The following is a 15,005-nucleotide window of genomic DNA, read 5'->3' on the forward strand; positions in this document are numbered from 1 at the left end:
ATGTACGAAGATATGGACAATGGTGAACCAATCGCATGCTCATTTTGTGGTAAAGCGGAAGCACAGGTAAAAAGCATGATTTCTGGTCCTGGCGTATACATTTGTGACGAATGTGTAGCACTTGCACAATCGATTATTAATACTGAAAATAAAGAACAAGCTGCACGCGAGTTAACAGATATTCCAACTCCAAAAGAAATTGTTGATATTTTAAATGAATATGTGATTGGACAAGAAGAAGCCAAAAAAACATTAGCAGTGGCCGTTTATAATCATTACAAGCGTATCAATGCTAGTTTGAGCGATGATGAAACAGAATTACAAAAAAGTAACATTTGTTTAGTAGGACCAACTGGCTCAGGTAAGACATTTTTAGCACAAAGTTTGGCACGTATCTTAAATGTGCCATTTGCAATTGCTGATGCAACAACATTAACGGAAGCAGGTTATGTTGGAGAAGACGTTGAAAATATTTTACTAAAACTGTTACAAAATGCTGATTATGATGTACAAAGAGCACAACGAGGAATCATTTATATCGATGAAATTGATAAGATTGCTAAGAAAAGCGAAAATGTTTCGATTACACGAGATGTTTCTGGTGAAGGTGTGCAACAAGCATTGCTTAAAATTTTAGAAGGTACAGTGGCAAACGTTCCACCTCAGGGCGGAAGAAAGCATCCACAACAGGAATTTATTCAAATCGATACAACTAATATTTTATTTATTGTTGGTGGAGCATTTGATGGAATTGAAACGATGGTTAAAAATCGCTTAGGTGATAAAACCATTGGATTTGGGGTGGATTCTAAACAAAAATATGATGAAACCAAGAGCTTAATGCAACAAATCATTCCAGAAGATTTATTGAAGTTTGGTTTAATTCCGGAATTTATTGGACGCTTGCCGATTTTAACTGCTTTGGAAAAATTAACTAAAGAAGATTTGGTACGTATCTTGACCGAGCCTAAAAATGCTTTGGTTAAGCAATATAAAAAGTTAGTTGAGCTTGATGGTGTTCAATTAGACTTTGAACAGGAAGCTTTACAAGAAATAGCAAATCTTGCTTTAAAACGCAATACGGGTGCACGTGGATTGCGGTCCATTATAGAACATACGATGCGCGATGTGATGTTTGATATTCCTGATCAAAAAGATGTTGCTAAAGTAGTAATTACAAAAGAGACGGTCGATGATAAGTCTAAACCAATACTTATCAAAAAAGATGTCACAAATTAAACTAAAGTGCGTTAAGAGTTGTTTTTAACGCACTTTTTATTGTTAAATCTACCTTTTAATTTATTAGTTTTTTTGGTAAGATAAATAAGAAACAATAAGATATTTGGGAGGTTCTGCGAAAATGAATAAACCACAAATCGGGGTTGTCGGTATGGCTGTGATGGGTAAAAACCTTGCGTTAAACATCGAAAGTCGTGGCTATACCGTTGCAATTTTCAATAGAACAGGTGCAAAAACAAAAGAAGTAATTGAAGATCATCCGGATAAAAACTTGGTTGCAAGTTATACTATTGAAGATTTCGTTGCTTCTTTAGAAAAACCTAGAAGAATTATCTTGATGGTTAAAGCAGGCGCTGCAACTGATGCAACCATTAAGAGTCTATTACCTTACTTAGATAAAGGTGATGTGTTAATTGATGGCGGAAATACCTTCTTTGAAGATACAATGCGTCGTAATGCTGAATTAGATAATTCAGATATTAATTTCATTGGTATGGGTGTTTCTGGCGGTGAAAAAGGTGCCTTAGAAGGACCTTCCTTGATGCCTGGTGGACAAAAAGAAGCTTATGATTTGGTTGCACCAATCTTAGATAAGATTGCTGCTAAAGCAGAAGATGGACAATCTTGTGTGACCTATATTGGACCAAATGGGGCCGGCCATTATGTTAAAATGGTTCATAATGGAATAGAATATGGTGATATGGAATTAATTGCGGAAAGTTATGATCTTTTGCGCAATGTGTTAGGTCTATCCGTTGAAGAAATTGCAGATATCTTTAACGAGTGGAAGCAAGGCGAGCTTAGCAGCTATTTGATTGATATCACAGCTGAAATTTTAACACGAAAAGATGATGAAGGCACAGATAATCCAATTGTTGATATGATTTTAGACTGTGCAGGAAATAAAGGAACAGGTAAATGGAGTTCACAAAGTGCATTAGAACTAGGTGTTCCACAATCTTTGATTACTGAATCTGTTTATGCTCGGTACATTTCAACCTTTAAAAATGAACGTGTAGCTGCAAGTAAGGTCTTGGCTAAACCAGCAGTCTTTGATGCTAGTCAATTAGATAAAAAAGAATTTATTGAAAAGATTCGTCAAGCACTGTACTTTAGCAAGATTATGAGTTATGCACAAGGTTTCGAACAATTACGCGTTGCATCGGAACATTATGATTGGAATTTACGTTTTGGTGATTTGGCTAAAATTTGGCGTGAAGGTTGTATAATTCGAGCACAATTTTTACAAAAAATTACAGATGCATTCGAACGTAATCCAGAGTTGAAAAACTTGTTGTTAGATGAATATTTCACACAAATTGCTGCTAATTACCAAGATGCAGTGCGTGAAGTTGCATCTTTAGCAATTAAAGCAGGTGTGGCTTGCCCTTGCTTTACTAGTGCAATCACATACTATGATCAATATCGTTCTGCTGTGTTGCCAGCTAATATTATCCAAGCTCAACGTGATTACTTTGGAGCACACACTTATGAAAGAACCGATAAAGAAGGTATCTATCATTACTCTTGGTATCATGAAGAATAATTAGATATTATTAAATAAATATCCCAGAAGGTATCTTTTTAGGTTCTTTCTGGGATATTTAATTTAACAGTCAAATTCATTTTATAGCATAAGGAACAATTAATTGAACATAATAAAGTATATGTCTGAAAATTGATATAATACTCTATAAGATATAGCAATTATGGAAAATTAATAATTCATATATTTTAAATTAAAAAAATTAAGTTGTTGGAATAGGAATTATTATGCTAAAATGTTAAAATTGAGAAGAATATGAAGCTTTTTTAATAAACTAATTAATCTTAATAGGAGTGCATAGCTTATGAATAATAAGGTTTTAATCATTGAAGATGAAGAACGGCTATCTCAGTTTCTTTCGCTTGAATTAACGCATGAAGGGTATTATGTAGAGCAATTCGTCGATGGTAGAGAAGGTTTACAAAGTGCATTAGATAATGATTGGGACATCATTTTACTAGATTTAATGGTGCCAGGCTTAAATGGATTAGAAATTTGTCGACGGATTCGTCAAGTTAAAAAAACACCAATTATTATGATGACTGCTCGTGATTCGGTTATTGATCGAGTTGCTGGCTTAGATCATGGAGCTGATGACTATATCGTTAAACCATTTGCTATTGAAGAATTATTAGCACGCATTCGGTCTATCTTCCGCCGAATTGAATTTGAAAATGAACAAGCTCAAGGTGAAGATACACAACAAACAATTGTGACTTATAAAGATTTAAGCATTGAAAAAGAAAATCATGTTGTTCGTCGTGGTAACGAAGTAATTGAGCTAACTAAACGTGAATATGAGTTATTATTGACTTTAATGGAAAATATCAATGTTGTATTAGCACGTGATTTATTATTGCAAAAGGTTTGGGGATATGAAACTCAAATTGAAACGAATGTTGTAGATGTTTATATCCGTTATTTGCGTAATAAAATTGATCGTCCAGGAGATGAAAGTTATATTCAAACGGTTCGTGGAACTGGCTATGTGATGCGAGAAGATAAGAAATGAAAAGAATAATTTTAAAACAACCAGAGGTAGATAAGAAATTTATTTCGTTAAAGTTTAAATGGTCAATTGCTACTGGCTTAGGTGTTGTTTTAATATTTGCAGTCTTTTTTATCCTGCTGTACCAAAGTTTTTCTGCTTTACTTTTACAGCAAGAAGAAAATTATGCGCATAATGCAGTAGACACAGCGGTTGCACGTCTTGAAAATTATCAAGCTGAGTTGACAGTTGCTGATGTTAAAAAAGTTTTAAATTATGAAACGGCAGTTGATAAAAATACTGAAGGAATCTATAGTGATGCAGTATTTTCAACTCTTTCACGTAAATATCTTGGAGTGAGTGTTTATAATATCTCAGGGGATTTGATTTTTGCTTCGCGTGATGTTCCAGTTAGGTTTACCAAGGCCTTATTAGATAATGATACTTTGACTAAGGAAAGTGGGCAAAGCATTTTTGTGACTTCTAGACAAGTACGTTCGCGATTGACACATCAAGTTATTGGCTATGTGCAAGTAACTAATCGCTTGCATGATTACGATAAGACTCGTGGTAAGTTATTGTTAATTTTCTTTGTGTTTGGAATTACTGCAGGGGTTGCAGCTGCTTTGTTAAGTTATGGATTGTCGTCATGGTTCCTTAGACCAATTGATACTTTAAATGAAACAATTGGTAAAATTAATAATGATGAAAAAGGTAATGCGCTATCATATGTACGTGTTCCTGAGTTTAGGACACACGATGAGTTAGCAGATCTGGGAACTTTATTTAATAGTATGTTAGATCGGATGGAACGAAATATCTTACAACAACAACAGTTTGTTGAAGATGTTTCGCATGAATTACGTACGCCAGTCGCTATTATTCAAGGACATTTAAATATGTTGAATCGATGGGGCAAAGATGATCCTAAAGTTTTAAATGACTCAATTGAAGCATCGTTACAAGAAATTGAACGAATGAAGAGTTTAGTTCAAGAAATGTTAGATCTTTCTCGTGCAGAACAAGTAGAAATTCAATTTGCTAATGAAACTACTGATATACAGTCTATAGGGTTACAAGTTTTTGAAAATTTCAAGCTAATACATCCAGAATTTGTCTTTTTGATGGATGATGACTTAAAAGGACCAACCTTTGTGCAAATTTATCGTAATCATTTAGAGCAAGTATTGATTATCTTGTTAGACAATGCAGTCAAATATTCACGGGAACGCAAGGAAATTCAAATTTCAATGGCTAAAAATGAACGTTTTGTAGAAATTGTGGTACAAGATTTTGGTCAGGGAATAGCCAAAGAAGATATTACTCGCGTATTTGATAGATTTTATCGAGTAGATAAGTCAAGAAGCCGTGAACAAGGTGGCAACGGTTTAGGTTTAGCAATTGCTAAGCGTTTGATTGCTGGTTATCATGGCGATTTAACTGTTGAAAGTGTTTTTGGACAAGGATCAATTTTTAAGATTACCTTACCATTACTCAATATGAACAAAGAAAATGACTAAGCTTGTAGATAGTTTTTTATGAAATGCGCTTTGCCAATCGGATTGATAGAGTAAAGTTAGTAATTTTGATTTTTGAGTTCTCTTTACTGGTTTTGCCAGTAAGGAGGGCTTTTTTATTTTACTAAAAATCTTTTTAAAAGCATTGATTTTGGTATTTTTGTATGTTTGTTAAAAAAATAGGACCGCTAGAATTTCTAGCAGTCCTAAAAAATGCAGAGTTATAAAAAAGCGTAATATTTGCTTAAAAGCTTATTTACGGCGTTGTTGTTTTCCTGCGTTGCGCTTGCGATTATTAGCGTGCATATCAGCTGTTTTTTGATTATTTGATGCTGATGAAACTGGTTTAGTAGGTGTAACTTTAGCAACAACTTTTTTAGGTGGATTGGCTTTAAGTTCAGCTGCAACTTTTTGACGAATCTTTGGTCGCATAGCGTTGATGATTAAAGTTTGAATACATGCAATGATTCCACCTACAAAGAAATAAAGTCCTAATGCAGCGGGAGAAACATAGGCCATGAAAGCCATCATAACCGGATTGATAAGCATCATTGATTGCATTTGTTTCTTTTGTTCTTCAGGCATTCCTAATGTAGTTAGCCATCCTTGTAATGCGTAAATAACGACGGTTAAGATCACGAAAAATAGACTACGCTGACCTAAGTTAATACCATAAAAGACAGAACTGGAAAGTTCTGGTGAGTATTGGATAGCGGCATATAAAGCAGCAAAAATTGGCATTTGGATCAATAACGGTAAACATCCAATACCACCGGTCATAGATATGTTATTTTCTTTATATAGGGCCATCATTTCCTGACTAATAGCCATCTTTTCTTCTTGTGTGGTGGCACGTTTTTGACGTTCTTGAATATCCATCATTTGTGGCCGGATTGAAGCCATTTTTTCTTGTTGGATAGTGGCATTATGCGATTGTTTTAACATAATGGGCATCAAAACTAAACGAACAATAAATGTAATTAAAATGATAGACCATCCATAACTACCACCTAAGACGTTAGCTAGCCATTCTAAAGCGTGTTGCGTAGGAATTGCCAAATGATCATAAACAAAGCCATAAGGTTTGCCTGATTTAGTACGTTGAACACAGCCACTCAACAGAAGTGGAAGTAACAAAAATACAGGCATAAGCTTGTATAATTTAGTTTTTTTCATAATTCAAATCCTTTCGAAAAGTAAACTCTGAATATAACTATACTGTAAGCACGCATTTTTTTCAATCATTCACGTAATTTTAATTTTAGACATTTTATACTTATTTCCAAAAAAATACTTGGCAAATACTTGCCAAGTACAGCCATCATTAGTAATAAGTAACAGAAAATTTAGTATAATCTTTTGGAGCAACATCTTCAATTAATACTTCTGAGACACGACCAGCAGGAGTCGGTGAAGCTTTTATCCCACTGATAAATTGGTCTAAGATTTGTTGATGAGCTTGTGCAACAATAAAAACAGCGCCATCATCTAAATTTTTAACGTATCCTGTAACTCCTAATTTATCCGCTAATAATTTAGTCGTATAACGAAATCCGACACCTTGAACCAAGCCTTTGACTGTCATTTGAACTGCTGGCATATGAATTCCTCCTCAAAATAATAATAACTTTATCATAAATTATACTACAAATTCTTAAAAATAAGATTAAGAATGGTGCGGAATTCAAAAGATTGGTATATAATCAAATATATCTTAATTTTTTAGAATGGGGAGACATTATGAAGATCGGAATCGACAAATTAGGCTTTTATACGCCACAATATTATGTGGATATGGCGAAATTAGCCCATGCACGCAATGAAGATCCTAACAAGTATTTAATTGGGATAGGTCAAAGCAAGATGGCGGTGATTCCGCCTACGCAAGATGTTGTGACAATGGCAGCTAATGCGGCAGAAAAGATCTTAACTCCAGAAGACAAAGAAAAAATCGATATGGTTTTATTTGCAACAGAGTCGGGTATTGATAATTCAAAAGCAGCAGCAATTTATGTAGCCGATTTGTTAGGTTTAAAAAAAGAGTTACGTGCTGTGGAATTAAAACAGGCGTGTTATGCTGCAACTGCAGCTATTCAATTAGCTAAAGGATATGTAGCACTTAATCCCGATAAAAAGGTTTTGATTTTTGGTGCAGATATTTCACGCTACGGACTTAATACTGGTGGTGAACCAACACAAGGTGGCGGGGCAATGGCAATTTTGATTGCTAAAGATCCTAAGCTTTTAGTGCTAGAAGATGAAAGTGCAGTATATGCGCAAAATATCATGGATTTTTGGCGTCCTTTAGGTTTTAGTGAAGCATTGGTTGATGGAAAGTTTTCTGCTAATGCATATATGGACTTTTTTATCAAGGTATTTAATTCTTATTTAGCAAAGACTAATAAGAATTTAAAGAATTTTGAAGCATTGCTCTTTCATTTACCATATACTAAGATGGGCTTAAAGAGTCTACGCTTAGCTTTACAAGAACAACCAGAAGATCTTACGCAAAAACTGTTGGCTCGTTTTGAAGAATCGCGTGTATATAACATGCAAGTAGGTAATCTTTATACTGGCTCGCTTTATTTGAGCTTATTATCGTTACTTGATAATAGCAAAACTTTAAAAGCAGGTGATCGTATAGGGTTGTTTAGTTATGGTTCTGGAGCACAAGGCGAATTTTTCACTGGACTTTTGCAACCTGGATATCAAGATTATTTACAAGCAACAGATAATCAAGAATTTTTACAACAGCGTATAGAGGTTAGCGTGCAAGAATATGAAGAGTTGTTTAGTTCGTTATTACCAACTAATCAAGCAGATGTTAGCCTAGATGTAACTAAAGACCAAGCTAAATACGTTTTAAGTGGTGTCAAAGAATATAAACGCCAATATCTAGCACGTTAAAATTAATTAAATTATCAAAAGTACGAAGTTAGAAAAAAACTTCGTACTTTTTTGCGTATTTTAAAGATTAGAAAGAGGTGAAGTAAATGGATAAGTTTTTTAATAAAAATTTAAAGATACGTATTAATAACGAAAATAGAGCAAGTGTTTGTCGTTATTTACGCGAACATCGCGAACAATTCAAATGGAATGTTTAAGCATTTAAAAAATTTTCATTTAGTATTTGATTATCTCTCTTTTTTTTGTAACAATATAGATAAAGAAAAAAAGATTTACTGAAGAGGGATAAAAATATGACGGATTCAAACCAGTTTGTTTTAGCCAATCATGCTAAAGCAACAAATGATCTTGCTAATGTATTAAGTACTAAACTTCAATATTTACAAGAATTAGCAGATGCAGTTGCGAAGCAAGATGATTGTGCGATATATCGATTAATTGATCAAAATCGTTATCAAAGCGAAATTTTGCAAAATGAGGTTACTGATACAGATGAACCATATAAGCGTTTAATTGCAGATAGTTATACACAATTTAGCGCTTATTTGAGTACTAATTTAATTGTCTTTTTACGGCAACGCTATCCGTTCTTTTATTTTGAAGAAACACAAACAGGCCAATTTCGTTTTTACTTTGGAAATTGGTGGGGGAGACGTTTGTTTGGAACATTAGATGTATTAAATGTTAAATTTGATTTTGATGAAATCGAATATCAAAAATTAGCACAGGCATTTGCTTTAGAAGCACAAAATAAAATGATTAATAGTGATAAGATTGCTCAATTATCAGCAAAAGTTGATGAATTGCAAAGCTTAATTGATTCACAACAACAACGTGATCAACAAAAAGATAATTTACGTCATGAAATCAAACGTAATTCTCAAGAAAAAGCTTTGCCTTGGGAAACAGGAAAGTTAAAAGAAGAGCGTCAACGTCTGATTGCAAAACTATCCGAGTTAACAGAATTAGATGAACAAGCTCATGATGCACACAAAAAGATCCGTGACTATCAAGAAGAAATTTTGAACTTGTCCAAAGAAAATACATTACTGGGCTATGAAAAGCAAAGTATTGTAGCTAAGTTTGGGAGTTTTGAAGGTTTTGAAGAAAGTAATCGTATTTTATATCGGGATTACATTGCCGAACTAATTGCTAAAAAAGGGCAGGTGAATGTAAATGACTAAAGCTAAACCACAAGATCTCGAAGTTGCTACAAATATTGTTGAAGAAGAATTTGTTAATGAAAATATTGAATCCTCATTAAGTACTAAAGGGCGTTTGTTGACTTATAACGAACAACTACGGGCTAGCTTAGAAAATGGTATTGATTTTACCCGTATCTTAGATGTGTTGATTAATACTAATGATACAACTGAATTATTACAAGCAGCAATGAAGTTGGTTAATTATCAGTTAGATTCTGCATATCTTGTTTATTTACAAAAGTATAGTTTATCGGATTTTTATTTAATTTTCCTCAATCGTTTATTACAGTTGCATAAAAATGAAAATGTAACTTTGGCTGCTAGCGAGCAACATAATGAGTTATATCATGAATATCCTAATTTAGGTGCAGCAGGTTATTTTATTTTTACGACAGATAATCAAAATTCGGGTGCTTATTATACTGAAAAACAAACTGGACAAAAGTTATTTTATTTAGATTTTGAACGAAAAATTTTGCGCTTTAATAGTCAAACACTAACAGATTTACTGGTGATTAACTATGCACAACAATTTGAGTATGAAGTTATTGAAGAAATAGCTGATCTATTGTTAGCATTAGGACGTTATTTAAAAGAAGACTATGGTTTTGATGTTGATTTTAGTCTTCTTGATCCATCTAATAATGCCTTTTATGAGATTGCACATACGCAAATGCCACAAAAACCATTAGATCGGTTGTTTATTAAGGCAGCAGATGCAGGTTTTATGTTGACAAACGGCTTGAACAATGAAGCATCTTTAGTTTTAGGTGATATCAAATTAACTATTTGTGAACAAGAAAGCCAGGATGGACTTAATACTAAATGGGGTATTATGATTGATGATGAAAATCAAGAATTTTCATGGTTTAAGATGTTATTTAAGTATGAGTTTTTGCATGACTGGTATTTAGAAAATTTAGCTGATTTAGAATTAATGTGTGATAACCGATATTTTTAAGGATGTTAGTTACAGATGAATATTAAAGATATGAGTACAGTAGCGCGCTATGTTAGTCGAACTAGTACTTTACCGATGTTTAAATTTAGCCCAGAAGAACAATTAGCTGAAAAATATGTTCAATTAAATTTAGAATTAGCGAATTTGGCTAGTGTAGTTAAACAAGATAAAAAGCAAATATGTACCCAATATTGTCGGGTATTGGAGTTGTTTTTAGAGATTGCAAATACTAAAAAATGGACATATTTATTGGTATTGACCCCTGAGGACTTAGCAAAATTTCAGCAAAAATGGGCAGCAACTTCTTTTAATAACTTTTATTTAATCATTCAAGAACAATTAAATAAAAGTTATTTTCAACGACAAGAAAGAGCTTTTGCGCTAGCTTGGCGAATGGTTATTAAATTTGGAATGGTTGAATTAGCTTTGAATATGGATGAAGTTGAGCAGGAATACTACAAGTTATTTAAATAATCTAAAAAACTCTTTGTCAGATCAGCTCGATAGGTTTATTTGCTAAAAAAGCAAGACATTAATTTGTCCTCTTTATAGGAAATTTCTTGTAAAGAGGTCTTTTTTTATCCAAAATAAGGATTGATAAAAAGTCTATCAGTTCTTGAGAAATAAAAAAAGGTTCTTTGTCAAAAAGGACTGATGCCAAAATTTTAATTATTATTTTTAAACTATTAGATGGAAGTCTAATAGTTTTTTTGTTTTAGGTGGAGAAGAAAATTACATTATTTTTTAGCGAAAGCAGAATCCTGAGTCTAAAATGCTTAAAATTATTATAGCCATAGGCTATACGCTTAATTACTTTAATGTGATTATTGACGCCTTCAATAGGACCATTGGTAAGTCTAGGTAAAACAAAACTATTTTCTATTTCTGCCTTATGCTTCTTGATAGTTTTTAAAGCTTGTCTCATTTCTGGTGGAGGATTCCAAGAAACTGTATCAGTTAATAAATTTAGTAATTGACAACTGTTTTTACGGTACATTTGTAGAAGTAACTGATAATATTCATAGGCTGTTTTCAATTCAGAAGACATATCAAATAAACGATCTAAAACTTCAGAATCGCTTAATTCAGCGTATTTAAAATTTATCCTTGGATAATATCGATGATAATCAACATCATCTTGATTTTTTAGAAGTAGTTTCCAAAAACGTTTCAAAGCTCGATACTCATGGGTTCCAGCTCCATATTCTTTCATAACCCTAATTCTAATTTTATTCATAGCTGTATATGCCTGTGTAACCACATGAAATTTATCTGCAATAATAAATGCATTAGGGAATAGCTCCTTAATCAAACTGCGGTAAGGTGCATATAAGTCAACAGTTATAGTCATTACTGATAATCTAGCTTTGTAACTATATTGAATGAAATAATTCCTAAGGAATTTATTATTTCTTTCAGGAATTATATCTATAATCCGATGATTGACTGCGTTGATTAAACACATACTCATACCACTAGATGAAAATCTTTTACCAGATTTGAAGTCATCTAAGGATAAGTGACTAGGAAGCCAGTTACAATTGACTTTAAAATTATTTTCTACATTCTCTAAAGATCTAATAATTGTGTTTGAAGATGTAAAAGAGTCCGCAGCAATTTCACACATAGGTCTGGATAGACTTAAATCACGTACAAGTTTGGCTTTAACAGCATTAGAAAAATGATCATGATAGTTAGTATCTTTAAATTTAGCTGTCGCAGTCTTTTTGCACTCAGGACACAGATACTTCTGTTTTCTTATAGAAAGCACAAGCTTTTTACCAGCAGAAGAAAGATGAATATTATTAACTACTTTAGTGCCGTTATGTAACATCAATGCTTTACAATTAGGGCAATACATAGGGTAAGACAAATATAGATGACAGAGCAAAGCCTTACTATTTTTAATAATTTTTTCTTCAATATACGAAGTATATTGATATTTAGGGTCAATAGTTAAATTAGGGTCTGTAATTCCAAGTAAAAGTTTGATATTATTATCCATAGAGATGGTGTCCTTTCTTTAATTAGATTGGCGTTGTGGGCCATCTCTTTTATTTTGCCGTAAAAATGGAGAAAATAAAAGAAGGACCGTAATGCAAAAAAATTTTACATTATCAGTCCTAAATATTATACAACCTAAAAAAAGTCTTGGTATAAACCAAGACTCAAAAAGTGATTCGGGTGAGATTCGAACTCACGACCGTTCGCTTAGAAGGCGAATGCTCTATCCAGCTGAGCTACCGAACCAACAACATCAATTATTATAAGGCATCTAAGAGAAGTTGTCAAACAATATTTAAAAAATAAAATTATTTGTTTTAAAAATAAAATCTTACTTTAACTATAAGTGACGTCAATCATTATTTTAATAAAATAAGAAAAAAGTAATCTTGCTTGCGATTTCTTTTTTTGTTATGCTTTTCATAAAAAAGAAAGGATGTGATAACGTGGTTTTAGAAGTTAAAAATTTAGTGAAACAATTTGGAGACTATACCGCAGTAAATCATCTATCGTTCAAAATTGATGACGGTTGCATTTTTGGTTTGATTGGCCAAAATGGAGCTGGCAAGACAACAACTTTTAGATTAATTTTAGATTTTTTAAAGGCAAATGAGGGTGAAGTTTTATGGAATGGTCAGCCCTTAAAACAAGTGAGTAATGATATAATTGGTTATTTACCAGAAGAGCGTGGCTTGTATCCTAAGACAACTATTCGTGATCAACTTTTATATTTTGCGGGTTTGCGAGGAAAGACACGTGCAGAAATTGAGCCACAAATTGATGGTTGGTTAGAGCGATTTAAAGTTAAAGGCAAAAAAAACGATAAAGTCAAGATGTTGTCTAAGGGTAATCAACAAAAAGTACAATTGATTGCGACTTTGATTCATGAACCTAAATTAGTAATTTTAGATGAGCCATTCAGCGGGTTAGACCCAGTTAATGCTGATATTTTGATGGATGGTATTTTGGAACTCAAGAAAAAGGGTGCTTGTGTATTATTTTCAAGTCATAACATGAATAATGTTGAAAAATTGTGTGATCATTTGGTAATGATTCGTAATGGGCAACCCGTTTTAAACGGTAAAGTCAGTGAGATTCGCGAAAGCTTTGGTAAAACAAAACTATATTTACAAGCACCAGTTACTAAAGAGGAACTATTGGCCTTTCCAGCTGTTAAATCTGTTGAAATATTGGCTAATGGCAGTTTTGATATAACATTAAGTGATCCTAACGCAGGGCCTGAAATCTTTGCTTATGTAACTAAAGATGGTTATATTCCGATGTTTAGTCAACAGCCGCCAACGTTAGAAGAAATATTTAAGATTAAGGCAGGTGAGCCAAATGAATTCTAAGCTTTGGATTGTTGCACTGGATGTATATAAAAAGACGATTAAATCACCTTCTTTTATCATTATGATACTGGCCCCGATAATTTTATTGATATTAGGTTATATGGGGATGGAGTTTTTTACTAAGGCTTCTAGTGCGCAAAAAATTGGTATTTATAGTCAACAAACACAAGTAGTACAGGCTGTTAAACAATTTAAAAACGATGATTATAAATTTAAACAAGTTAATTCTATTAAACAAGCTCAAACAGAAATTAAAAACGATAAACTTGATTATTACTTAGTTTTAGACGTTAAACAAGATAAAATTAATGCAACTTTGTATGGTGAAGAATCACCTGGAAATACTTTAAAGAATAGTTTGACTCAAAGTTTGACAATGCTTCAATCTAGTTTACGTGCACGTTCTTTGAATTTGACTAGTCAGCAAGTTGCCAGTTTATCTGAGCCAGTAATCGTACAAAACCAGATGATTCGCTATGATGATAATGGTCAAGTAAAAGCTAGCAAAGATAATTCGGGTACAAGGTTTGCGATTGGCTATGCAGCTTGTATCATTGCTTTTATTATCATCATGACTTATGCACAAATTATTGCTCAAGAGATTGCTAGCGAAAAAGGTATGCGTATCATGGAAGTAATTTTATCAAGCGTTAAGGCACAAACGCATTTTTATGGTAAGCTTTTAGGTGTGCTTTTGTCAGCTATAACACAGTTTGCGATATTGCTTGTGTTGTATGGCGGATTTTATTTAGTTAAACGCGACACTTTAGAACAATTGAATTTAAATTTTAATTTTTCTGGTTTTACACCTGGATTTTTAGGATTAGTTATTGCATATGTATTTATCGGTTGTTTATTGTATAGCGTATTAGCTGCTTTATGTGGTTCGTTGGTTAATCGCTCGGAGGATACGGCTAAAGCAATTGTACCAGTAACATATTTAAGTTTAATTGGCTATTTAGTTGGTTTGGTATTAGGTGCTAATAAACCAGATAATATTTTAGTTCAGATTTGTGGTTATGTGCCATTTTTATCATCATTTGTTGAACCGATTCGTTTAGCAAATGGTGTAGTTAGTCCAGTTGAAAATATTTGTTCTTTAGGCTTAAGCATCATAACATTGATAGTATTGACAATTTTTTCAGCTAAAATGTATAAATCAAATGTTTTGATTTACAATCAAAAAGGTGTCTGGGCTGCGCTAAAAGATAGTATAGCATTGATGAAAAATGAAAAATAAAGGTATAGATCAGGCAAATGTCTGATCTTTTTTAGACTTAAAATTA

13 protein-coding genes and 1 tRNA gene are annotated in these 15,005 nt (G+C 32.9%); 10 read left to right on the forward strand and 4 right to left on the reverse strand.

All coding sequences use genetic code 11. The annotated features are described in order from the left end of the window. The 4 genes from clpX to QM017_RS03975 all read left to right on the forward strand — a co-directional run bounded on the left by clpX (position 1) and on the right by QM017_RS03975 (position 5,293). The gene (clpX, locus tag QM017_RS03960) at positions 1–1,239 is read left to right on the forward strand and encodes an ATP-dependent Clp protease ATP-binding subunit ClpX (RefSeq protein ID WP_282708930.1); all 1,239 of its coding nucleotides are present in this window, start codon (positions 1–3) and stop codon (positions 1,237–1,239) included. 121 nt (positions 1,240–1,360) lie between these two features. Beyond that, positions 1,361–2,785, forward strand: coding sequence for an NADP-dependent phosphogluconate dehydrogenase (gndA, locus tag QM017_RS03965; protein WP_178197330.1), 1,425 nt, complete (start codon positions 1,361–1,363; stop codon positions 2,783–2,785). Positions 2,786–3,089: 304 nt separating this feature from the next. Then, entirely contained in the window at positions 3,090–3,797 is a 708-nt protein-coding gene (locus QM017_RS03970) for a response regulator transcription factor (protein WP_282708931.1), read from the forward strand. Beyond that, positions 3,794–5,293 carry an ATP-binding protein gene (locus tag QM017_RS03975; RefSeq protein WP_178197334.1) on the forward strand — a complete coding sequence of 500 codons (1,500 nt, stop codon included), beginning with the start codon at positions 3,794–3,796 and terminating at the stop codon, positions 5,291–5,293. The genes QM017_RS03970 and QM017_RS03975 overlap by 4 nt, the downstream gene beginning before the upstream one ends. Before the next feature lie 249 nt (positions 5,294–5,542). Here the strand turns inward: QM017_RS03975 and yidC are convergent, their stop codons facing one another. Both yidC and QM017_RS03985 read right to left on the reverse strand, forming a co-directional pair. Then, positions 5,543–6,466: a membrane protein insertase YidC gene (yidC, locus tag QM017_RS03980; protein WP_282708932.1), complete on the reverse strand. Its 924-nt coding sequence runs from the start codon at positions 6,464–6,466 to the stop codon at positions 5,543–5,545. A 148-nt stretch (positions 6,467–6,614) separates the two neighbouring features. After that, positions 6,615–6,890: an acylphosphatase gene (locus tag QM017_RS03985; protein WP_282708933.1), complete on the reverse strand. Its 276-nt coding sequence runs from the start codon at positions 6,888–6,890 to the stop codon at positions 6,615–6,617. Positions 6,891–7,030: 140 nt separating this feature from the next. On the opposite strand from QM017_RS03985, the gene QM017_RS03990 reads away from it, so the two are divergent. The 4 genes from QM017_RS03990 to QM017_RS04005 all read left to right on the forward strand — a co-directional run bounded on the left by QM017_RS03990 (position 7,031) and on the right by QM017_RS04005 (position 10,837). Further along, a complete protein-coding gene (locus tag QM017_RS03990; RefSeq protein WP_282708934.1) occupies positions 7,031–8,197 on the forward strand; it encodes a hydroxymethylglutaryl-CoA synthase in 1,167 nt (388 codons plus the stop codon). A 293-nt stretch (positions 8,198–8,490) separates the two neighbouring features. Beyond that, a complete protein-coding gene (locus tag QM017_RS03995) occupies positions 8,491–9,381 on the forward strand; it encodes an exonuclease SbcC (protein WP_178197342.1) in 891 nt (296 codons plus the stop codon). Continuing rightward, positions 9,374–10,363, forward strand: a complete 990-nt coding sequence (locus QM017_RS04000) for a hypothetical protein (protein ID WP_178197344.1) — start codon at positions 9,374–9,376, stop codon at positions 10,361–10,363. The genes QM017_RS03995 and QM017_RS04000 overlap by 8 nt, the downstream gene beginning before the upstream one ends. Positions 10,364–10,378: 15 nt before the next feature. Then, entirely contained in the window at positions 10,379–10,837 is a 459-nt protein-coding gene (locus QM017_RS04005) for a hypothetical protein (protein ID WP_178197346.1), read from the forward strand. A gap of 241 nt (positions 10,838–11,078) precedes the next feature. Here QM017_RS04005 and QM017_RS04010 read toward each other — a convergent pair whose 3' ends face one another. Beyond that, positions 11,079–12,368, reverse strand: coding sequence for an ISL3 family transposase (locus QM017_RS04010; protein ID WP_282708737.1), 1,290 nt, complete (start codon positions 12,366–12,368; stop codon positions 11,079–11,081). Between the two features lie 171 nt (positions 12,369–12,539). Beyond that, positions 12,540–12,613 (reverse strand) — tRNA-Arg (locus QM017_RS04015). A gap of 200 nt (positions 12,614–12,813) precedes the next feature. Here QM017_RS04015 and QM017_RS04020 point away from each other — a divergent pair. Both QM017_RS04020 and QM017_RS04025 read left to right on the forward strand, forming a co-directional pair. Next, positions 12,814–13,719: an ABC transporter ATP-binding protein gene (locus tag QM017_RS04020; protein ID WP_282708935.1), complete on the forward strand. Its 906-nt coding sequence runs from the start codon at positions 12,814–12,816 to the stop codon at positions 13,717–13,719. Then, the gene (locus QM017_RS04025; protein WP_282708936.1) at positions 13,709–14,959 is read left to right on the forward strand and encodes an ABC transporter permease; all 1,251 of its coding nucleotides are present in this window, start codon (positions 13,709–13,711) and stop codon (positions 14,957–14,959) included. Before QM017_RS04020 ends, QM017_RS04025 begins: the two co-directional genes overlap by 11 nt. Positions 14,960–15,005 lie beyond the last annotated feature (46 nt).

Origin of the sequence: Ligilactobacillus sp. Marseille-Q7487, assembly GCF_949152225.1 — a bacterium.
Lineage (GTDB): Bacteria > Bacillota > Bacilli > Lactobacillales > Lactobacillaceae > Ligilactobacillus.